This is a genomic window from Pseudomonas sp. Irchel 3A18 (assembly GCF_900187465.1).
Taxonomy (GTDB): Bacteria; Pseudomonadota; Gammaproteobacteria; order Pseudomonadales; family Pseudomonadaceae; genus Aquipseudomonas; species Aquipseudomonas cichorii.
Map to the genome: position 1 here is coordinate 292,410 of NZ_FYDI01000002.1, position 21,048 is coordinate 313,457.

Here is a 21,048-nt window from a genome sequence, read left to right on the forward strand (position 1 = left end):
GATCAGGGGCCAAACCTCCTAATGCCGATCAGTTAAGGCATACCTGTCACTGGTGGGAATACGTTGGCCGCGACGAGCTGTGGCCAGCAGCATCCGGATGGTTATTCGGTAACGCCTTCCTGAATAAATCCGGTCCCACAAAGTGATATGCCTGTTAGCCAGGTGAACATTGCATTCATCGTGTCCGTTGCCTATATTCCAGCCCGGCGCTATCCACGCCACCACCCGCGGAAAGGGCTGCGCCCAGGATCATGCTTCCCCGCATTCGTCATTACGACTCCCGACCTTCAAGCGGACAAGGTTTGTGCAAGGAGATCGTATGTCTACTCGTTCTACGTCATTGTCCAATGACGGTCGTATCAACCTTGAGCAGCAGCGCAAGCGGGCCAAGGCGCTTTTGCAGCGCATGAAAAATGGCGCTGCGCCTGATGAGCTTTCGATGATTTCACGCACTCATGCCTCCGCGTCTGTGACCTTGTCCGATGCCCAGTGGCTGATCGCCCGGGAACTGGGTTTCAGCAGTTGGCCCAAGCTCAAGGCCCATGTGGATGCGGTGGAGTTTGCGGCGCGGCATCCGGATTTCGAGGCGAGTGACGAAGCGCGTACCGTGCATTGGCGTTGCGGCAACGACATTGCGCACAGCCTGCAACTGGCAGGTTTCAAGGGTTCGTTCCGGATGCTGACGGACCCGCTGTGCATGGGGCCGGTCCAGGATCTGCCTGCCGAGGCGTACAAGGCGCTGCGCAGCCAGTTCATCAACGAGGCTTTCGGGGTTGATGTGGCCGACGCCGCACGACGGTTCGATGATGAATATTCCAACCTCTCGCAGTTGAGCGACGCCGACCATAGTGTGCTGTGGTGCGAAGCGGATGCTTATGATCAGCTTTTCCTGATACGGGCGCTGGCGGGGCTTGAGCGTCTGCCGCGCAAGCTTGAGCTGATCGAGGTGGATCGGGTGCCCGGCGTTCAGCGCTTCATCGGCATCGGGCAACTGGCGCCCGATGTACTTGCCTGGCTTTGGCCACAGCGCAGGCGGGTGGATGAGGACGCGCTGTTGTTGGCGCGTCAGGCGTGGCTGGCTTATTGCGATTCATCTCCCGCGGCCTTGGCGAAACTGGCTCATGAACCGAACGCCGCCCTGCCCTTTCTCGCGCCCGCGCTGTTACGGCAATTGCAGGAGTTACCGGGTATTCGCGATGGCTTGTCGCTCACTGAGCGCCTGACTTTGCAGTATGTGGACGAGGCTGGCCCCGTGGCATGCGGCAGGGTTTTCGCCGAACTGATGGCCAAACGCGAGCCGCTGCCGTTTCTGGGGGATATGATGTTTCACGCGATGATGCGACCGCTGATCGATACTCCGCGCCCCTTGCTGATCGAGTCGGAGGCTCATCTGGAATGGCCTCGTCGCCTGTTGACGATTACGCCATTGGGCAAGCAGGTTTTGAGGGGTGAGGCATATTGGCTGGAGCATGCCGCTCATGAGCGTTGGGTCGGTGGTGTCTGCATACGTCCTGGGCAGTCTCATTGGGTGATTGATGAGCGGTTGATGCCGGTCTGGCGTGATTAGGTGGCGGGCCTCTCGCAATGGGCAGTGATTGAAACAGGCATCGAACGGCCAGCAGTTGCCACGTCTTGCAGTGCGCGTTAGTCTCCGCGCCGTCCGCTGCAAAATCAGCGGCAGGGTTTAGCGACCCGATTATCCAGACGTTTCAGCGTCCCCCGAATACTTCAGGCTTATGCTTGAGGTATGCGTTATGGCGGCTGTGCGTCGGAGACCTTCGGGTCTGCCGGTTCTCTGGATACCGGTTCGCTAACCTTCGCACAGCTGCCACCCATTCGTTTAGCGACGTTGTGTGGCAGCTTCAATCATCCAGGAGCTACGCCGATGTACCCCCTCAATCCCTCTGCGCCCTGCACAGAACAATTTGAAGCCCTCGTTTTCAACCGCCATCACCGCGCCTTGCGTGCCGTCACGTGTGACGCTCAGGCATGGTTTTGCCTGTCGGACCTTGCGCGTCTGATGGGCAAAATGCTGGACGAACGCGCCACCCTCAAGCTCGACCCCGATCAACGTCGCACCGCCTGGCTGCATGCCCATGGCCGTTGGGAAAAGTGCATGCTGCTCAGTGAGTCCGGTGTGTTTGCGATGCTGGTTCATCATTACATCCCCGAAAATCGCGCCTTGCGCCACTGGCTGACCCATGAGGTGTTGCCGGTTTTGCATCAGCAACATGCAGTCAAGGGCGATCAACCCAACCTGAATCAGATGCAATGGTTCGGCAATGCCCTGAGCGTATTGCAATGGCGCAGCGAATCATGGATTCGATTCAGGGATGTGCCGCATGTGGTCATGGAGGTGGCCCCCCAACCCAGACGAGGAATATGGCGCAAACTGCTGGAAGCCCTGGGTGGCAAACGATTCGTGATGTGAAGCGAGATTGACTTTAGCCCGGCAGGCTTTTGGCAAAGGCCTGCCGGGTTCTGATCCTCTTTTTTCAGCCCCCTCCTGCTCCTTTTAAAATCAATGACTTAAAAGCCTCGAAAAAGGGTAAAACAGCGCTCTAGCCATGGTCTTGCTTTTAAAACGAGGGGTTATTGGCAAAGTGTTGGCTTAACTGCCGTGTAGGCAGTTTAGAAACTTTGCGACATCAATGACGTCTCGCGGATAAATCCGCTCCTACCGGCTACTACGCCGAGACGACGGGTGATTACCTACAGGCAGTCCCTACCTCACCCCAACTCTTTTGCCCTACCGCACATCACCCTTCGGAACCGAACAGGCAAGATAACGCTCTTATAGTTCACTGATGTGACCGAGCGTTGAGGGTGGGTGTGTGAGCGATAGTAAAGTCCGGGTGAATAACCGGGTAACGGGTGATATCTCTCATCCACAAAAAGATATCTTTTTTGCAGCCGTCGAAACCACCCGGATGCCGATGATATTTACCGACCCTCATCGCCCGGATAATCCGATCATCTTTGCCAATCAGGCTTTTCTCGAGATGACGGGCTATTCAGCCGATGAGATCGTGGGCCGTAACTGTCGCTTTCTGCAAGGGCCGGAAACGGATCGTGCAGTTGTCGCCGCCTTGCGCCAGGCCATTGCAGACAAACAAGACATCGCGACGGAAATCCTGAACTACAAGAAGGACGGCTCGTCGTTCTGGAACGCCCTGTTCATGTCGCCAGTCTTCAATGACAATGGCGATCTTGTTTACTTTTTCGCCTCACAACTGGATGTCAGCCGCCGCCGGGATGCTGAGGATGCCTTGCGTCAGGCCCAGAAAATGGAAGCACTGGGCCAATTGACCGGCGGGATTGCCCATGACTTCAATAACCTGTTGCAGGTCATGGGGGGTTACATCGGCCTGATCGACTCAGCCACCGACAAGTCCAGCATCGATGTCCCTCGCATCAAACGAAGCGTCGAGCACGCCAAGTCGGCCGTTGACCGTGCCAGCACCCTGACCAAGCAACTCCTGGCCTTTGCCCGAAAGCAGAAGCTGCAAGGCCGGGTGCTGAACCTCAATCAGGTGGTCACGGGCATGGAGGCCTTGATCGAGCGTACTTTCGGTGCAGAAGTTCCGGTTGAGTACAGCCTTGAGCCCGCCCTTCTCAACTGTCGCCTCGACCCGAGCCAGGCCGAAGTTGCTCTGCTGAACATCCTGATCAACGCACGGGATGCGCTGATTGGCAGGCAGGACCGTCGGGTGTTCATCGAAACGCGAAACATCATCGTGAAGGACCTGGCCAGCGTCTCTTATGACGGCCTGCTGCCGGGCAGTTACGTGAGTATTTCGATCACAGACAATGGCATCGGCATGCCTGCCAGCATTCGCGACCGGGTTATGGACCCGTTCTTCACGACCAAGGAAGAAGGCCAGGGCACCGGTCTTGGGCTGTCGATGGTCTATGGCTTTGCCAAGCAATCGGGCGGAGCGGCGCGGATCTACTCCGAGGAAGATGTCGGGACCACACTGCGCCTCTACTTCCCGGTGGATGATGCCAGCATCAGCATTCATGACCACGCTACACCGGTTGCCAGCAAAACTGGCAGCGAACGCATCCTGATCGTCGAGGATCGACCCGACGTCGCAGAGCTGGCCAAGATGGTGCTGGAAGATTACGGCTACGTCACTGACATGGTGCTCAATGCCCGGGAAGCGCTGAAGCGTTTTGAAAGCGGCGAGACGTATGACCTGCTTTTCACCGACCTGATCATGCCGGGCGGGATGAACGGGGTGATGCTGGCCAGGGAAGTGAAACGGCGCTACCCGAAAATCAAGGTGCTGCTGACCACGGGTTACGCCGAAAGCTCTATCGAGCGGACTGACCTGGGCGGTACCGAGTTTGAAGTAGTGTCCAAGCCTTGCATGCCTCACGATCTCGCCAGAAAAGTACGCCAGGTGCTCGACGGTCCCAACGGCGTAGCCTGAGTGACAGTGCCTGTTGCGGCTACGTGCAACAGGCACCGAATATCCCTTCCATGACGTGCGCCTATCACGGCCAAGGGGACAGCTTTATCAAAATAATTTGCTGGCCATTATTTTGATGTTAATCTCGGCGCGTTTTTTCAGTGGGTCATTATCTGCCCCGGGAAGTTTCAATACTCCCGATCCACTTTGAAAGACTCGCTACAGAAAATCAAAATAAAAACAATCTGCCAGGTTTTCCTATATGCGCCTTCAAGAACGCACCGCACTGCCGCTTCCGTTCCCGTCACCCTTGCTCTGCCGTTCCCTGCGAGCACTCCGATTACGCTAGAAAAATCCATGCACGTTACGTATTGCGCGTAACACAGGCATTGACAGGCACTTCGCGTCTGAAGGCCGACAGTCTATCTGTGCCTTTGAACACTTCATGGATTCGCATCAACCTGAAGCAATGCATCGTTTGATATGCAGGGCCTTGTGCGTTGTTGTTCAAGCAGTGCCTATAAACAATAAAAAAGGTGCAAAGCACCACAGGGATGTCACACATGACCACCGCTATAAAACAAAGTACCGAATCCGTTATCTCTCTCGCCCATCAGGAAGTCAGAACGTTTCGCTTTGATGTTCAGCAGTCAAACCTGCTGCATACGTTCTGCGAAGAATTGGCGGCTATTGGCGGGCCGCAGGCGGCGGGTGCCAGGGCCAAGGCTTCTGTCGCGGCCACCGAGTTGAAGTTCTCGATGTCGAAAGAGCAATCAGAACTTCTGCTTGCCTACTCCGATGGTCTTATCTCGCTGCTGATATTCGAAGGCCTGCAAAAGATCAGCAGTGACAGCCCACCCGATGAGTTGCCGGAGCTGGCAGCCCTGGAAGATCGGCACGACGTGCTGTGCATGGCCGCCCGCAACCAGATCCTGTTGAAGCTGGTGGATAACAGCTCCTTTGCCTATGACATGGACAACGAAGGAAAACTGGTTCGTCTGGTCGCCAACTTCAAAGGCGGTGGCCTGACCAAAATCACCGCCGAGCCGGAGGTCAAGGAGTTGAGCTCCCATTCGGGCCTGGCGCTCGGGCCTCATACCGAAGCCCCTTACTGGTGTGCCGTGAACGCCCAGGACGGGCATTCGCCCTCGCCGTCTTCGCTGATCCTTTCGGCCCTGTGGAACCCGAGCCTGGAACCGACCACCGTCATTCCACTCCCGCCTGTGCTGGACAAGATCGGCGTCACTCACTGCCTGGCGCTGACAACCGGCAGCTTCCAGTTCACCCGCAGCGACTCTTTTGTCAGCGGCAAAGGCGAAGACGGTCGCGGTGTGTCGATTCTGGAGTTCGACAATAAAGTCGGCTTCGCAGCCCGCTTCAACTCGTATCGTTTTTCAGTCAATGAAAACGCTTCGCCCTTTGTGAAAAAGGCTTACTCCGCGCTTTGCGAGGGCATTAAAGAAGCCACGCCTTGTGAATATGTACTGACCCAGGAATCGGCAATGGTCATCAATAACATTCGGGCCTTGCATTGTCGGGATGTCATCAAGGACAACCGACGAGTGTTGGTGCGGATATTTGGCATGTCCAAGTTCTCTGCCCCTCTGGTTATTTCAGAAGATCCGCTGTTGTTGCGTGGTTGATTGCGTTGCACCCGGTCTTGTCGGGTGTCTTGAACGGCCAGCCATGCAGATGGCTGGCCTGTATGGGTAATGAGGAAATGTAATGGCCTGGGATTTGATTGGCATGTTGGCGCTCGTGGCTTTTTGCGCCGGTTTTTTTGATGCGATTGCCGGAGGTGGCGGGCTGATCACTTTGCCGGCCCTGTTTCTGGCGGGCGTCGACCCTATCAGTGCAATTGCCACGAACAAGTTTCAGGCCGCTTCGGCCACCATTTCGGCAACGATCACTTTTGCCCGAAAAGGCATGATCGAATGGCGAGAAGGTCGCTTTCTGGTGCTCTGTGGATTTATCGGCGGGGCCAGTGGTGCATTGCTGGTCAGTTCTATCGACAAACGCTATCTGGAAGTCTGCGTGCCGGTGATGCTGATTCTGGTTGCGCTTTATTTTGCGTTCTCGCCAAAGATCGGCAATGAAGATCGCCGTAAACGAATCGGGATTCTGCTGTTCTCCTTTACCGTGGCACCTGCCCTGGGTTTTTACGACGGTATATTTGGCCCCGGTGTCGGTTCGTTCTTTATTGTCGGTTTCGTGTTGCTCTGCGGCCTGGGCATGATGCGGGCCATGAGTTTTACCAAACTGGCGAATGCGTCCTGCAACCTGGGTTCCTTGTCGGTCTTTATCACCAAAGGCGTGATTATCTGGCCGATAGCGATTGCCATGGCATTGGCGGCTTTTGCTGGCGCGCAATTGGGTGCGCGGGCCGCAGTGCGGGTCGGGCCACGGTTGATCAAACCCATGTTGGTGGTGGTGTGCTGCGCGCTGGCCATTAAACTCTTGAGCGTGGAAACCAACCCGTTGCGACTTGCCTTCATGCACACACTGGCTTCGTTATGATCAATCTGTCGGCGTTATCTCACAGCTCTCGAATTCGATCCCGGTTGCAGTTCGATGAAACGCCGACAGGTCCTGCGTGTTATTTTTCACAAGCCTTCGAGGGGTATGAACTTGAAGGCCGAATTCTCGCAGATGCCGCATCGCCAGATGCACTCCCACAGGTGCTGGCCATTCATGGAGCCCGCTCGGACTACAGCAAACTGAATGGCATTCTTTATCCTTTGCAGGCGTCGGGCGTTGCCAGTCTGAGTTTCAATCTTTCGGGGCATAACACGACAACCGATATCCAGCTGGCAGACACTTCCCTGGGTAATAACCTGCAAGAAGCCTTGCGGTTTGCCAGGTGCCTGGGCACAAGTTTCGACACAGTGATCGGCCACAGTCTGGGCGGAGCACTGGCCCTGAAAGTGGCTGAAGCCCACAAGGCCAGCGTCAGGAAGATCATACTGTTCTGCCCGGCCCTGTATTCGGATGTCGCTTATCAACAGCCATTTGGCGAGCCGTTCAAAAGCGCCATTTCAGTCCCGTATAGCTTTCTCGATTCGTCATCCCTTGAATTCCTGAATGAGTTCAAGGGAGAGCTGATGCTGGTAATCGGAGAGTTTGATGGCCTTGAATCTACGGCCTTCGACAAAGTAGCGGGCACATCAGCCGGAACAGTGACAATAGATCAAGGCACACCGCACGAGCGCATCATCAATAGCCCGATTCCTTATGAAGTGATCGAGGCCATCGAGAAACACCTGCGCCCTCACGCTTTCAAAAAGCATGTGCTGCCCGGATGCGACCATGCTGTTTCGGCCTGGTTTCGTAATAACCCGGAATATGCGCGGGATCTGGCGCAGGAGATTTCAGGTTTTCTGAATAACCAGTGCGTTCGACACCCGGCCCACTAACCGGACGGCGGCAGCCAGAAAGCGGATTCCGGACTGCCGCAGCACGCGGCCTCAATGTAGAGGGTCGATACGTGCAGCGAGACTCTGCCGATGGGTGCCTATCTCGCTCGCCACATCAGGTCCTTGATACACCATGGACGTTTCATAATTGGCCCCGCTGCCGCGATTTGCGCTGAACCAGTTGAATGACCCCATGCACAGTAACTGATCATCGGCCATGACGATTTTGCTATGCACCTTGCGCACGACATGGGATTCAATCTGCTGACCTCGCAATGATTGCAGGGCCTGCTTGAGCGCCTCACTCGGATTCGTTTCCCAGTGCGCACGAAGATTGAAATCCCGATCCGTATAGACCTTCACCTTGATGCCACGCGCCACGGCGTCAGTCATGGCTTGCCAGGCACCGATGTCATGGATGCGCTGCAAAATGATCCACGGTGAAACGATGTGCACTTCGCGTGTTGCAGTAGCCAGGGTCTTGAGCAGGAACTGATCGTGGGCCGGGGCATTGATCAGATGACTAAAGGTTGAGCGGGAAGTCTGCAGGTCCTTGCGCGGCTGATATTGAAATACCAGTTCGCTGGCAGGGTCGCGCAGCAGGTATTCAGCCAGAAGGCCTCGCGGCTTGGCCTCAGGCACCATGCCGAACAGGTCCATGTCGCCGAAGACCAGAAAACTGTCTTTGGCGCGAGATACTGCGACGTTCAGCATGCTTGAGCGACGGTCGATGAAACCGCCATTGGCGTGCTTGGAATACACCGCCGAAAAAATCACCACGGGGCGCGCCGCGCCCTGGAAGGAATGCACGGTGCCCACCGTCAGTTCGCCATCGCCCTTGCCGGTCTTTATACCGCAGGCATCGCATGCTTCGGCGATAGCCTGGGACTGAGCGCCAAAGGGGGTGATAACCCCGACGATCTTCCACAACGCCTGACCATAGCGCTCTTCAAGCTGCGAGCGATGGGCGACAAGCCATTGCGCGATGGTTTCAGCTTCCAGACGGTTCATCCGGCTACGGCCGTTCTGCTGCTGGCAAATACCATCCACATGCAGATAACCCAGTGCCGGTAATCCACCTTGAGGTTTTTCACCACGCCTGGGCACCAGCTTGCCCCTATAGCAGAGGGCGTTGCAGTAATCGACGATTGAGTCGTAGCAACGACGATGTTCGTAGAGGAACATCCCGCGGTCCATGTCGGGGTCGTAATGATAGCGGCTGGCATTCTGGGCAATCCGCATCACGCTGCCCGAGGCCGCACTGACGCCGGTGGCGCAGAGTGTTTCATAGGCGTGGTCCACGCCAACCCGTGGCAACAGCCCGGCGCTCATCAGGTTGCCGATATCCACCGAGTCGGGAATCGACCAGATAGGCTCGATTTGCAGGGTATCGCCAATGACCAGCGCTTTTTTGGCCAGGGCAAAGGAGCCCCCCGCCACTTCAGGCAGGACCTGACCGGCCTCGTCGACGATCAACAGGTCGATAAGCTCGTACATGTAGTCATCGTCGTAGCCACTGCCGTTATGTTTGCTGCCTTTCAGATAGCTGGGCAACATGAAGAAGGTCGACACCACACAGGGGGTCAGCTTCATCCAGCGATGCCAGCGTTTCTCCAGAGTTTTGCGGCCATTGGCTTTGGGGTTTTTCAGGATATCCGGCAAGGTCTGCTCAAGCTCAAGCAGCCATCGCCCTTCCCAATAATGGGTACTCAACAGAAAAATCGGGAAGCGTATGCGTGTGTCGGCCAGTGCATCGCACTCGCTGAGCGTCATGTCGTCGGTGACCGCATCGGCAGGCAGCTTCAGAGGCTGCAATGCTCTATGCCAGTTCGTCAGGCATTGCTGCCGTGCCAGCAGCAGGGCTTGAGCGCTGACGATTCTGGCTTCCTGCGTGGCGACCTGCTCTGCGACAGCCTTACGCCAGGCCACCACGGCATCACTGATTGCCGACACCTTGTTCAGCGATGACAACTGCTCCAGTTGCTCTTCACTGAGCAGAGGCTCTGAAGTCTGCGGATCGAGATGGCTGCGCTCGATATGCAGGCAAGCCCGCAGCCGACGTTTTTGCTGTACGGGCGTGATCCAGGCAAACAGCACGTACCACAGAGGCTCATCGGCCAGATACTGGCGCAATGAGGTTTCCAGGGCTTTGAATCGAGCGCTTTTGGCTTTGAGCGTCTGTACCGCCGTCCGCGCGCTCTCGATACCGGCATCGGGGTCGTCGCCCCATTCGGCTCGAAGTGCCTCACGAGCCTTGGCAAGCGCATCCCATGACTGCTCGATCACCCTCAGTTCGTTGGCGCGAGCCTCCAGTGCCTGATGCAACTGTTTGACGGCTACATCGACCGTGAGCGACGCAATGCCCGCAAAGGCCAACGCCGCGTTGCTCAACCATTCGCTTTGTGCTCGCGTCAGATAGGCCGAGGATTCGGTCTTGGTAAAGAAGCTCTGGCTCTGATACTTGCGTACTGTTTCAGGGTTGGCAGATGAACTTGCAAAATAGGCCCCGAAACTGTCGATATCCGGCAACCAGCGTCCGGCAAAAGGCCCCTCACCCTTGGCGAAATCCGAACCGAAGGCATCGAGAATATTGGTCACGGCCTGGTTATTGGTGGAGCTGGCCACAATCACCGGAGGTTCGGCCTGGGCAAGCGCCGCCTCGGCCCACAGTGATGCAACCACGGATAACAGCAGCGTTGTCTTGCCGGTTCCGGGCGGTCCGTTCACACCCAGAATATCGCCGTGGCGGGATGTCAGAAAATGCGCCAGCGCATCGCGTTGCTCATCGGCCAGCGCGTATTGATCGCTGGCATGCCCAAGACGCGCTGTAAAGCCTGCGCTTTTAGGCAGGCAGGGTTCGGGAACAAGAGTGACTTGACTGGCATAACGTTCAAAGAGCGCACTGCCAGGTTTCGTATCACGTATGTGATCGTACAGACGAACAATATGCTGGCTGGCCCCGGATATCTTTTCCTCCTTGAACAGACACCACTCATTCGAGCGCTCATAACCGTTGTCGCCTTGCAGCCAGCCAGGGCTGACCTCCTCTAGAAAGTGTTCACAGAACTGCAAGTAGGCAGCCCATTGCCGGGCATACTCATCGGCATCCGCCGCCTGGTCATCTTCCCGCGGCTCAAAGGCCGGTAATGTGTTGACTGCCAGAAAGGTATCCACATCGGCGACATCGCCCAGCGAGAAACTGCCCGACTCCAGGGGGTCGAGAATGTCACGTGGTATGACGGTGTTGGCGGTCGGGAAAAGTTGCCCGTGACGATTGACCCGCACATGCCCGATCAACGGTGTCACTATCGCATGCATGCCGCTGCGGACTTTGCCGTGCTCAAGTCGCGCTCTGAAAACCCAGGGCCGAATAGTGACCTCAATACTCTGGCATCGCTCAGGCTCATCCTTGAACAGGCATTCGACGGTTTCGCTCCCCAGATATCCTGACTGCAAGGCCTCGAACGGAAGGCGAATATGATCGGCCAGGCCATCAGATTTGAGACCACCGTTACCATTTTCGGCATCGACCAGAGAGTTGCGCCAGTATCTGGCGAAGTTGAGAGCGTTTTCGTTCATCGTCCTGATTCATCTTGATCCATGGGTGGGGCAGAACCTTAACAGACAAGCAAATGATGCCATATAGCCTTTAACCGGCATCCAGATACAAAACCCGCATCCCTGTTCCTGACTGGTCTATCGTTGAACCTGATCGCCCCATGAAAGGGACGGCCGTTCAGAAAATGGAGAAGTCTATGAAGAAGCTAGTGATGGCGACATTCGCTGCAACTCTGTTGTTGGGCAGCTTCGCAAGCCCGGCCCTTGCTGAAAGCGAGCTGGAGAAAGGCGTACGGCACGACAATCGTGAAGTGGACAAGGGTGTCGAGCATGACGCCAAGGAAGCCGAAAAAGGCCTCAAGCACGATGATGAAGAGCGCCACAAAGCGGACAAGCATGTGGACAAGGAAGTGAAGAAAGACCTCTAGCCTGGAACGAATATCCGGAGTCTGGTCGTCAGCAGAACCTGCGACCAGACCCGTCCCCCGAATTACTCAGGCTTTTCCTCTTTGACCTTCTGTGCCACTTCGCCGGCCATGGATGTTGTCACCACGCCCCCCACACCTGGCACGACTCGCGTGACGGTTTCGTTGACGGAGGTGCTGATCGTGCGGGTGTATTCCTCAATCTGGATGCCGCCACGCATGTGGGCAGAAACCACTTGAGGCGTAAGAACCGTGCGGGTGATGGTGGAGCTGATGGTGCGGAACAGGTTGCCCAGAGCTGAAACGATGGAAATGACGGTCAGCGCCGCAAAGGGAATCGAGAGCCACATGATGCTCATCTTGAACAGCGCATTCTGGGTGGTCAGCCCGTTGAGGCCTCGGCAATAGATGATCGCAGCCACCAGATAAGCACAGGCAAGTACGGCAATGGCCAACGGGTCACGAATATCGAAGGCCAGTCGGGCAAGCAGCAGGCCGTAAATGACCACACTGGTGAGCACGTCCGGGATCAGGCTTTTAAGACCGTCCACGGCTTTGGATATGTTGTAGATCACAAAACCGATGACCACGATCCAGCCCAGAACCGGGATGACCGCCAGTGCCATGACCAGCACCGAGAGCAGCAGGCCACGAATGATGCCGTGGTGCAGGTTGTTCTTGATCAGGAAGTAGACAAAGTAGCTGCAGGAAAACAGCGCAATCAATGCGAATGAAACGCCAGCGGCCTCGGGTTGCAGAAAAAAGCTCAGGCAGCCCACGATGATCATGAAGGCCAGACACAGGTAACCACTTTGATTCATTGATGTTCGTCCATGATGGAAGCTCTGCGCATCCTGCGGGATTGGGCTGAGCGGTGACTGAAGTTACAGCGATATCGGCGTGAGATCAGTCATCTTTAAGAGCAATCGCTCATCCTCACCTCAGAACAGGCTGACCTCAGCGCAAGTAGCCCGCCCACGCCGACACCAGCAGCAACACCGCCATGCCACGGTTCAGCCGTTGCATGGCCTGCCCGGACTTGAGCAACCGCGCCGATCCCCGGCCCAGCAATGCCCAGCACACCAAGCACGGCACCGACACCAGGAAGAAAACCAGCGCCAGATCCACCACCGTGCCTTGGCTGAAAACACTGACCACCGCCAGCGCCATCATCCATGTCTTGGGATTGACCACTTGCAGACCTGCCGCGCCTATAAAACCGAGCCGGTTCTGCTTGTCGTCCTGTTCGATGGTGCTGGCGCTGTTGAAAATCTTCCACGCCAGCCAGGTCAGCCAGAGCACGCCGACGGTGGCCATCACCTGATGCGCTCCCGGTATCTGCATCAGAGAACGCCCCACTCCTGTTCCCACCAGCCACACCAGAACAGCGGCCCCCATGCAGCCGCCGAAAATGATCGGCAGGCTGGCGCGAAAGCCATAACGGGCACTGTTGCTCAGCACCAGAATATTGGTCGGGCCAGGCGTAATCGAGGCAACAAAGGCAAACAACATGAAGGACAGCATGCGCACAACTCCAGAAGCGGGATGCACTCATGCTCGCCCGGCAAAGGGCTTTAGTCTGGAAGATCCGTGCAGCGGTTTCGGTAGGCCGAAGGGGTCATGCCGTTGGCCCGCAGAAACCAGCGGCCCAGGTGACTCTGGTCAGCAAAACCCAGGTCGCTGGCGACCTGAACGGGCAATGCGCCTGCGGCCAGCATTCGTCGGGCCTGAGCCAGACGCAGTTGCACCAGATAGGCATGGGGTGGCAGGCCAAATGCTGACTTGAAGGCACGACTCAGACGAAAGCGATCCACGCCACAGACCTTGGCCAGTTCATCCAGCCCCAGGTCGCGTCGAAAGTGGGCATGCAGGTAGTCCCGGGCGCGCAAGGCCACTTGAGGCAGGCGCGGGTCCTGATTCTGCCGAAGCCGCCAGCGCAGATTACTGGTCAGCCGCTCCAGCAATCCATCGAGGGCACTTTGCCGGAACAACCGCGTTTCCTGCCCGTGCAGCGCGGCAAATGCAAAGAGAGTGGCATTGGTCAGTCGAGGGTCGCTTGCCAACGTATCGGAGAACCCCAGTTGATAGCCATCCGGCGCCTCTTCAAACAGCGAAGGCAGTTCGCGGGCTATCCAGTGCGGGTCGAGGTACAGCGTCCGATACGTGAAACCCTCGGCGCTGGGCGCATCCCCATCATGAATCTCACCCGGCTCCAGCATGAACACCTGACCCGGCGTGCTGGCATAACGTTGCTGCCGACAATGAAACTGCTGAACCCCCTGCTCCGTCACACCCACCAGATAACTGTCATGCCAGTGAGGATCATAGGCATGAGCATTCCCCTCGAAATGCGCATGCAGCGTCTCGATACCGGTATCGCGGTCCTGAGCAAGATTGATCCAGTTGCTCTGAGTCATGGCAGGCTTATGGGCAAACAAGGGGATAGAGAAGCGTGTTATCGCGCATGGGGGATGGGAAGTCTAGAAGGTTTGTGCAGGATGCCTTCGAGGCCTTTCGTGAATGAATTGGCTTGTGTGGGAGCGACTTCAGTCGCGAAGACGGTGCTTCAGGCGATGGATATCTATTGGATGTACTACCGTGGGAGGGGGCTTGCCCGCGACTATGGCGGTGAAGCTTCTCTGAGCTGCTTATGCGGCAGTGAAGGAGCCGCAATACGTGCTGTCGATCCTGTTCCTTTTCTGAGCGGCCTATACGGCAGTGAAGACTCATTCAGAAAATCCCTGGAGGTCGAACATTTTCTGAGCTGCCTACACGGCAGTGAAGGTCATCCACTTCGGCAGGTCTTTCTTTTCATCTTTCTGAGCTGCCTACACGGCAGTGAAGGCCGGCATCCAGGTCAACTGTGAAATCACGAATTTCTGAGCTGCCTACACGGCAGTGAAGTAGCGCCACATATTCGATATCAGCCATTTCGTTTTCTGAGCTGCCTACACGGCAGTGAAGCCCATGGGGATCATTGGGAAAGGTGGGTAGCCTTTCTGAGCTGCCTACACGGCAGTGAAGATAGGCGGATCAGAAGTTTCGCGTTTCAGCATTTTCTGAGCTGCCTACATGGCAGTGAAGTGGCCGCCCTGTTTAACAACTCTCGCCAAATTTTTCTGAGCTGCCTACACGGCAGTGAAGAGCTGCTCAGTGATCTTTCCGCATTTCTGGCATTTCTGAGCTGCCTACACGGCAGTGAAGTCCGCGAGACTCAGCAGTAGCCGAGCATCTTCTTTCTGAGCTGCCTACACGGCAGTGAAGGGGTGAGCGCGAAGGATGCTGTCACGCTGATATTTCTGAGCTGCCTACACGGCAGTGAAGCTGATTCAGGCGTTGGCGGAGGAGCAAGGGGTTTTCTGAGCTGCCTACACGGCAGTGAAGTAGACACTCTCCTCGATAACCCTCCGTTTTCAAAGAAAAATATGCACCAGCAGCCGTTTTACCCTTTTTTTATCGAGTTTTATAAGTCATTGATTTTTAAAGGACGAACCAATGGTGAAAAAAAGAGGGTCAAGAAAGGGTTCATTCTTGGCCACCGTAGACAGATATTCCCGGGGAGTGCGACAGCGCCGTATCTTTTGATAAATCACTTTGTGCAGGGCAGCTTGCTGGCGACTTCAATGTACAACCGCAGAATATCTGCCGCTTTTCAGATTTTTCGCCAGCAAGCTGCCTCCCACAAGTTTTGTGTATACCTTAACTGATCGGCATTACTCCGTAGCGACTTCAGTAGCGAAGACGGTGCTCAACCGACTCGGATGTACCACCAGTGGGAGGGGGCTTGCCCGCGACAATGCAAGGGACAATATCTACCGATACGTGCCCGTATCTACAGCGAGCAATAGACGCACAAAAACATTTTCCGGAATGCTGATTCTGACCCTCTTTTTTTCACCAAATATGCGCCCCTTTAAAATCAATCACTTACATATCTGATGAAAAAAAGGGGTAAAACGGCTGCTGGCGCATATTTTTCTTTGAGAACGGAAGGTTATCGAGGAGAGTGTCTACTTCACTGCCGTGTAGGCAGCTTAGAAAAACCCGTGCCCCAAGCAGAAGACCCGACGATTCTTCACTGCCGTGTAGGCAGCTTAGAAAAGTGCGTGGACTGCAGCGTGCAATTCGTTGAACTTCACTGCCGTGTAGGCAGCTTAGAAAACCGGGTTCGCCCGTATCCGATGGCATCAATCCTTCACTGCCGTGTAGGCAGCTTAGAAATGGTGCGCAGGATCTGCACCACTCACCAGGGCCTTCACTGCCGTGTAGGCAGCTTAGAAAACCGGCAACGCCATCACCGAGGACGCCGAAATCTTCACTGCCGTGTAGGCAGCTTAGAAACAGGGCGGCCTGCTGTGCCTGAGCGCGATCTTCTTCACTGCCGTGTAGGCAGCTTAGAAAAATTGAAAATCCCGCTGTTGCGCATGGGCATCCTTCACTGCCGTGTAGGCAGCTTAGAAAAATTCCGGTGGGCTGAAATGAAAAACCCCGCCCTTCACTGCCGTGTAGGCAGCTTAGAAAATATCGCCATCTTCCCAGTAATAGAAATCCACCTTCACTGCCGCATAAGCAGCTCAGAAATACGACCCGGTCATTAATGGTCATCTGCTCTCATTAACTGCCGAACAGGCAGCTCACACACCCCAATAACCCCATAACCAACTGATCTACATAAATTTAAATCCAAACCTGCAGAAGCACGCCTGCCCACAACAACCCTTCTGTAATCCACTCCCTACAAGAACCGCAGACTCATCTTTCTGACTCACGACCACTCCCAACCTCAAAAAACATAAAGCACCGCCTTACGCTTTCGGCTATATACATTCCCTCTCCCCGGCCAAGTGCCATTACTGGTTCGATCATGGATGACATCAGTTCTTCGGATCTCAAGACGATCCTGCATTCAAAACGCGCGAATATTTATTATCTGCAGCATTGCCGGGTATTGGTGAATGGCGGTCGGGTCGAGTATGTGACCGATGCGGGCAAGCAGTCGCTGTACTGGAATATCCCCATCGCCAATACCACGACCGTGCTGCTGGGCACGGGGACTTCGGTCACTCAGGCGGCGATGCGTGAGTTGGCCAAGGCGGGTGTGCTGGTGGGCTTTTGCGGCGGTGGCGGTACGCCGTTGTTCAGTGCCAACGAGATCGATATCGAGGTCGCCTGGTTCTCGCCGCAAAGCGAATATCGGCCTACTGAATACCTGCAACGCTGGGTGACGTTCTGGTTCAGGGACGATCTGCGTCTGGAAGCCGCGAAGGCTTTTCAGCGCTTGCGGCTGGAACATATCCGACTCCAGTGGATCGAGCACAAGGCCTTTGCCAAGGCAGGGTTCAAGGTCGATCCGGTTGAACTCGACAACGCTTTGGCGCAATCCCTTACAGCCCTCAATAACGCCCCGGACCACACTTTTCTGCTGACCGAAGAAGCGCGACTGACCAAGCGCCTTTTCAAGCTGGCTGCCACAGCCATGAAGTATGGCGACTTCGTGCGCGCCAAACGTGGCTCAGGCGGTGATCCGGCCAACCGTTTTCTCGATCATGGCAATTACCTCGCTTATGGCCTGGCTGCAACCGCCACCTGGGTGCTGGGCCTGCCCCATGGTCTGGCAGTGCTGCACGGCAAGACCCGGCGCGGCGGGCTGGTGTTCGATGCCGCGGATCTGGTCAAGGACGGGCTGATTCTGCCGCAGGCTTTTATCTCAGCCATGCGCGGCGACGATGAACAGGCGTTTCGTCAGGCCTGCATCGAGAACCTGACCCGCAGCGAAGCACTGGATTTCATGATCGACAGCCTCAAGGACGTTGCCGAGCAACTTGGAGGCAGCGCCGCGTGAATATCCTGCTTATCTGCCAGTGCGACAAGCGAGCGCTGGTGGAAACCCGGCGCATTCTGGATCAGTTCGCCGAACGTCGCGGCGAGCGGACCTGGCAAACGCCGATCACTCAAGACGGCCTCGACACCTTGCGTCGCCTGCTGAGGAAAAGCGCACGCCGCAACACGGCGGTGGCCTGTCACTGGATCAGAGGGCTGGACCATAGCGAGTTGCTGTGGATCGTTGGCGATGCCAGTCGCTTCAATGAACAGGGTGCTGTACCGACCAACATTACGCGACGCAATGTGCTGCGCAAGGAAGATGAAAACGATTGGCATACCGCCGAAGACATCACCTTGCTGGCGCAGATGGCGGCGTTGCTGCATGACCTTGGCAAATCCAGCATCGCGTTTCAGCAACGCCTGCAAAAACAGAGCCGTGAGAAAAACCTTTATCGCCACGAGTGGGTTTCGCTGCGGCTTTTTCTGGCATTCGTCGGGCGCGACTCCGACGAAACCTGGCTTAGACGTCTGGCCGAGCCCGACTCAATGGACGACGAAAGCTGGTTGACTGAAGGTCGTTATCTACGCGATGGACTTGACCCCGACACACCACCTCCCTTTCTCGACTTGCCACCTCTGGCGGCAGCGATTGCCTGGCTGGTCGTGACTCACCATCGTTTGCCGACAAAGCCTTTCAAGGGGGACTTGGGCGACGAAAAGCTCTGGTTCGGCAAGCCTTCGCGTTATGTGTCCCCGACCTCTCTGGCCAATGTGCTGGAGGGCGTCACCCATGAGTGGAACGAGCTGAAAAGTCCTGCCGAACCGGTTGAGATAAAGCCTTATTGGCAATTCGAGCATGGTTTACCGGTCACACTGCCCAAATGGCGCACCCAGGCAGCAAAAATTGCAAACCGGCTCCTGACACTACAGGCCAAGGCAGGCAAAGGCGACTGGCTGAATAACCCTTATGTCATGCATGTGGCACGCCTGAGTCTGATGCTGGCTGACCACCATTACTCGGGGCTGACGGCCAAATCAGAACAGCGCGTCAAAGGCGATGCGCAATGCCTGCTCTACGCCAATACCGAAGACGGCAAACCCAAACAGAAACTGGATGAGCACTTGCTGGGCGTGGCGCGTCTGGCGGGCACCATCGTTCATGGGCTACCGGGTTTCGAGCGTTATCTGCCGCGCCTTGCCAAGCACAAAGGGCTGCGCAAACGCAGTGGCTCGGGTCGCTTCGAGTGGCAGGACACAGCCAGCGATGCCGCCACCAGCCTGCGGGGCAAGTCATTCGAGCATGGGGCGTTCATCGTCAATATGGCTTCGACTGGTTGCGGCAAGACCCTGGCCAACGTTCGTATCATGAATGCCCTGGCCGATCCGCAACTGGGGTTTCGCTGCACCTTCGCCCTGGGGCTGCGCACGCTGACGCTGCAAACTGGAGCCAGTTATCGTCAGGATCTGCACCTCAAGGAAGACGAACTGGCCGTGCATGTCGGCGGCTCGGCCAGCAAAGCCTTGTTCAGGTTTCACCAGAAGCTGGCGGAGCAAACCGGCTCGGGCTCAGTGCAGGCGTTGCTCGAAGAAGACAGCCACGTCTTGTACGAAGGACAGTCGAGCAATCACGGCCTCTTATCCAAAGCCATGGACAATCAGGACATACGTTCGCTGCTCAGCGCCCCCATGCTGGTCTGCACCATCGATCACCTGATGCCCGCCACCGAGGCCCAGCGCTCGGGACGTCAGATTGCGCCGATGCTGCGCATGATGAGCAGCGATCTGGTGCTCGATGAACTGGATGATTTCGACCTTGCCGACCTGCCGGCCCTGACCCGTCTGATGCATTGGGCTGGCATGCTCGGTACGCGGGTGCTGTTGTCGTCAGCAACCCTGCCGCCCGCCTTGGTGGACGGGATGTTCCAGGCCTATCGGGCAGGTCGCGTGCATTATCGACGCAACCGCGGCTCCCATGACCTGCACACTTATCCGCCATCCGATGTGGCCTGCCTGTGGGTGGATGAGTTCGCTGCACACGGCACGACCTGCCGTGATCCCCAGCACTTTCTCACCGAGCATGAAACGTTCGTGCAACGTCGCGTTGAAGAACTGGGCAAAGCCGAGCCGCGAAGATGCGGTGAGCTGATACCGCTGAATATCACAGCTAAAAAACCGGAAGCCATTCGTGTCGAGTTCGCCAAGCATGTGCGCAGCGCCATGCTTGAAGCCCATGCCCGACACGCCGAAACCTGCCCCCACAGCGGCAAGCGGGTCAGCTTCGGCCTGGTACGCATGGCCAATATCGAACCCTTGTTCGATGTGGCGCTGGCATTGTTTCAGGCTGGCGCACCTGAGGATTACCGCATTCATTTATGCGTCTATCACTCGCGTTTTCCGCAAGTGCTTCGCTCAGCCATCGAAGCGCAACTGGACACCAGCCTGAACCGGCGCAAGCGTGAAGCGGTTTATGCGCTACCAGGAATTCGGCAAGCCATCGATCAGTCTCCCGAGCAGAACCACCTGTTTGTGGTGCTGGGTTCGCCGGTAACTGAAGTCGGCCGCGATCACGATTATGACTGGGCCATCGTCGAGCCTTCGTCCATGCGCTCGCTCATTCAACTGGCCGGGCGCATACAGCGGCATCGCAACGAACCCTGCAAGACGCCCAATGTGCTTATTTTCGATGCCAATTTGCGGCACTTCGAGAAGCCGCAGGCAGCCGCTTTTGTGCAACCGGGTTTCGAGAACAAAAATGGCACGCTTGATGATCCGTTCAGGCTGATGACCCATCGGCTCGGCAAGCTGCTGAAAGAGGATGAATACCAGCCCCTCACAGCACGCCCGCGCATACAGCCGCGACCTGCTCAGGAGTGGCAGGCCAAGAAAAGCCTGGTAGACCTCGAACATAAACGGCTTGCGGCACAAATGCTGCCCAAGGATCACAACCCGGCATCTAAATCGACATTCAACCTGGATGCGGCCTGCGCCTGGCAGTATCCACAGGCTTCGCTGACCTGGATCCTGCCGCAACATCAGCCCTTCCGCGAACAGACCACGCCGCAAACCGAACTGGTGTTTCTGCCTGACGAAGACGAAGAACAGCTTGTGCTGCATCGCATTCATGAAGAGGCCAAACGCGGCAAGCCTGAGATTTATACCCTCGCACAAGACCAACTCACCGCGATCGACCTCGACAGCCTGCTTGGTCCACGGATAACGCCTTGGGGTCGACACGATTTGATGGAACTGCTTGTTGAACAGGCGGAGGCACAGGGCCTGTCACTGAGGAAATGCGCCGAGAGATTCACCTCAGTCAGCGTGCATGAGAGCCGGTTTGGGTGGAGGTATCACCCGGTTTTGGGGTTTGGGAAAGCCTGAAATGAATCAACATCAATACAAGGAAGGCATATGCAG

13 protein-coding genes and 2 CRISPR repeat arrays are annotated in these 21,048 nt (G+C 56.4%); of the genes, 9 read left to right on the forward strand and 4 right to left on the reverse strand.

What is annotated here, in order from left to right; translation table 11 throughout:
• The first annotated feature begins 319 nt into the window (after positions 1-319).
• From CKW23_RS04375 to CKW23_RS04400, 6 genes are all read left to right on the forward strand, one after another.
• Positions 320-1,567 carry a DUF1835 domain-containing protein gene (locus tag CKW23_RS04375; protein WP_095067100.1) on the forward strand — a complete coding sequence of 416 codons (1,248 nt, stop codon included), beginning with the start codon at positions 320-322 and terminating at the stop codon, positions 1,565-1,567.
• Positions 1,568-1,885: 318 nt separating this feature from the next.
• Positions 1,886-2,431 carry a Bro-N domain-containing protein gene (locus CKW23_RS04380; RefSeq protein ID WP_025258818.1) on the forward strand — a complete coding sequence of 182 codons (546 nt, stop codon included), beginning with the start codon at positions 1,886-1,888 and terminating at the stop codon, positions 2,429-2,431.
• Positions 2,432-2,834: 403 nt separating this feature from the next.
• Positions 2,835-4,436: a hybrid sensor histidine kinase/response regulator gene (locus tag CKW23_RS04385; RefSeq protein WP_025258817.1), complete on the forward strand. Its 1,602-nt coding sequence runs from the start codon at positions 2,835-2,837 to the stop codon at positions 4,434-4,436.
• A gap of 542 nt (positions 4,437-4,978) precedes the next feature.
• Positions 4,979-6,058: a hypothetical protein gene (locus tag CKW23_RS04390; protein WP_025258816.1), complete on the forward strand. Its 1,080-nt coding sequence runs from the start codon at positions 4,979-4,981 to the stop codon at positions 6,056-6,058.
• 82 nt (positions 6,059-6,140) lie between these two features.
• Positions 6,141-6,932, forward strand: coding sequence for a TSUP family transporter (locus CKW23_RS04395; RefSeq protein WP_025258815.1), 792 nt, complete (start codon positions 6,141-6,143; stop codon positions 6,930-6,932).
• On the forward strand, positions 6,929-7,828 hold the full coding sequence (locus CKW23_RS04400; protein WP_025258814.1) for an alpha/beta hydrolase: 900 nt from the start codon (positions 6,929-6,931) through the stop codon (positions 7,826-7,828). Before CKW23_RS04395 ends, CKW23_RS04400 begins: the two co-directional genes overlap by 4 nt.
• 51 nt (positions 7,829-7,879) lie before the next feature.
• Here CKW23_RS04400 and CKW23_RS04405 read toward each other — a convergent pair whose 3' ends face one another.
• Positions 7,880-11,407, reverse strand: coding sequence for an AAA domain-containing protein (locus tag CKW23_RS04405; protein WP_095067101.1), 3,528 nt, complete (start codon positions 11,405-11,407; stop codon positions 7,880-7,882).
• Between the two features lie 176 nt (positions 11,408-11,583).
• On the opposite strand from CKW23_RS04405, the gene CKW23_RS04410 reads away from it, so the two are divergent.
• Positions 11,584-11,814, forward strand: a complete 231-nt coding sequence (locus tag CKW23_RS04410) for a hypothetical protein (protein ID WP_025258813.1) — start codon at positions 11,584-11,586, stop codon at positions 11,812-11,814.
• A 62-nt stretch (positions 11,815-11,876) separates the two neighbouring features.
• Here CKW23_RS04410 and CKW23_RS04415 read toward each other — a convergent pair whose 3' ends face one another.
• From CKW23_RS04415 to CKW23_RS04425, 3 genes are all read right to left on the reverse strand, one after another.
• On the reverse strand, positions 11,877-12,632 hold the full coding sequence (locus CKW23_RS04415; protein WP_025258812.1) for a hypothetical protein: 756 nt from the start codon (positions 12,630-12,632) through the stop codon (positions 11,877-11,879).
• Between the two features lie 136 nt (positions 12,633-12,768).
• The gene (locus tag CKW23_RS04420; RefSeq protein WP_095067102.1) at positions 12,769-13,335 is read right to left on the reverse strand and encodes a LysE family translocator; all 567 of its coding nucleotides are present in this window, start codon (positions 13,333-13,335) and stop codon (positions 12,769-12,771) included.
• 50 nt (positions 13,336-13,385) lie between these two features.
• The gene (locus CKW23_RS04425) at positions 13,386-14,228 is read right to left on the reverse strand and encodes an AraC family transcriptional regulator (RefSeq protein ID WP_095067103.1); all 843 of its coding nucleotides are present in this window, start codon (positions 14,226-14,228) and stop codon (positions 13,386-13,388) included.
• A gap of 219 nt (positions 14,229-14,447) precedes the next feature.
• Positions 14,448-15,195: direct repeats of the CRISPR family, unit length 28 nt; unit sequence TTTCTGAGCTGCCTACACGGCAGTGAAG.
• A gap of 629 nt (positions 15,196-15,824) precedes the next feature.
• A CRISPR array of direct repeats spans positions 15,825-16,452; the repeat unit is 28 nt; unit sequence CTTCACTGCCGTGTAGGCAGCTTAGAAA.
• Between the two features lie 223 nt (positions 16,453-16,675).
• On the opposite strand from CKW23_RS04425, the gene cas1f reads away from it, so the two are divergent.
• Both cas1f and cas3f read left to right on the forward strand, forming a co-directional pair.
• Positions 16,676-17,653: a type I-F CRISPR-associated endonuclease Cas1f gene (gene cas1f, locus CKW23_RS04435; RefSeq protein ID WP_095067105.1), complete on the forward strand. Its 978-nt coding sequence runs from the start codon at positions 16,676-16,678 to the stop codon at positions 17,651-17,653.
• Positions 17,650-21,012 carry a type I-F CRISPR-associated helicase Cas3f gene (cas3f, locus tag CKW23_RS04440; RefSeq protein WP_095067106.1) on the forward strand — a complete coding sequence of 1,121 codons (3,363 nt, stop codon included), beginning with the start codon at positions 17,650-17,652 and terminating at the stop codon, positions 21,010-21,012. Before cas1f ends, cas3f begins: the two co-directional genes overlap by 4 nt.
• The last annotated feature ends 36 nt before the right edge of the window (positions 21,013-21,048 follow it).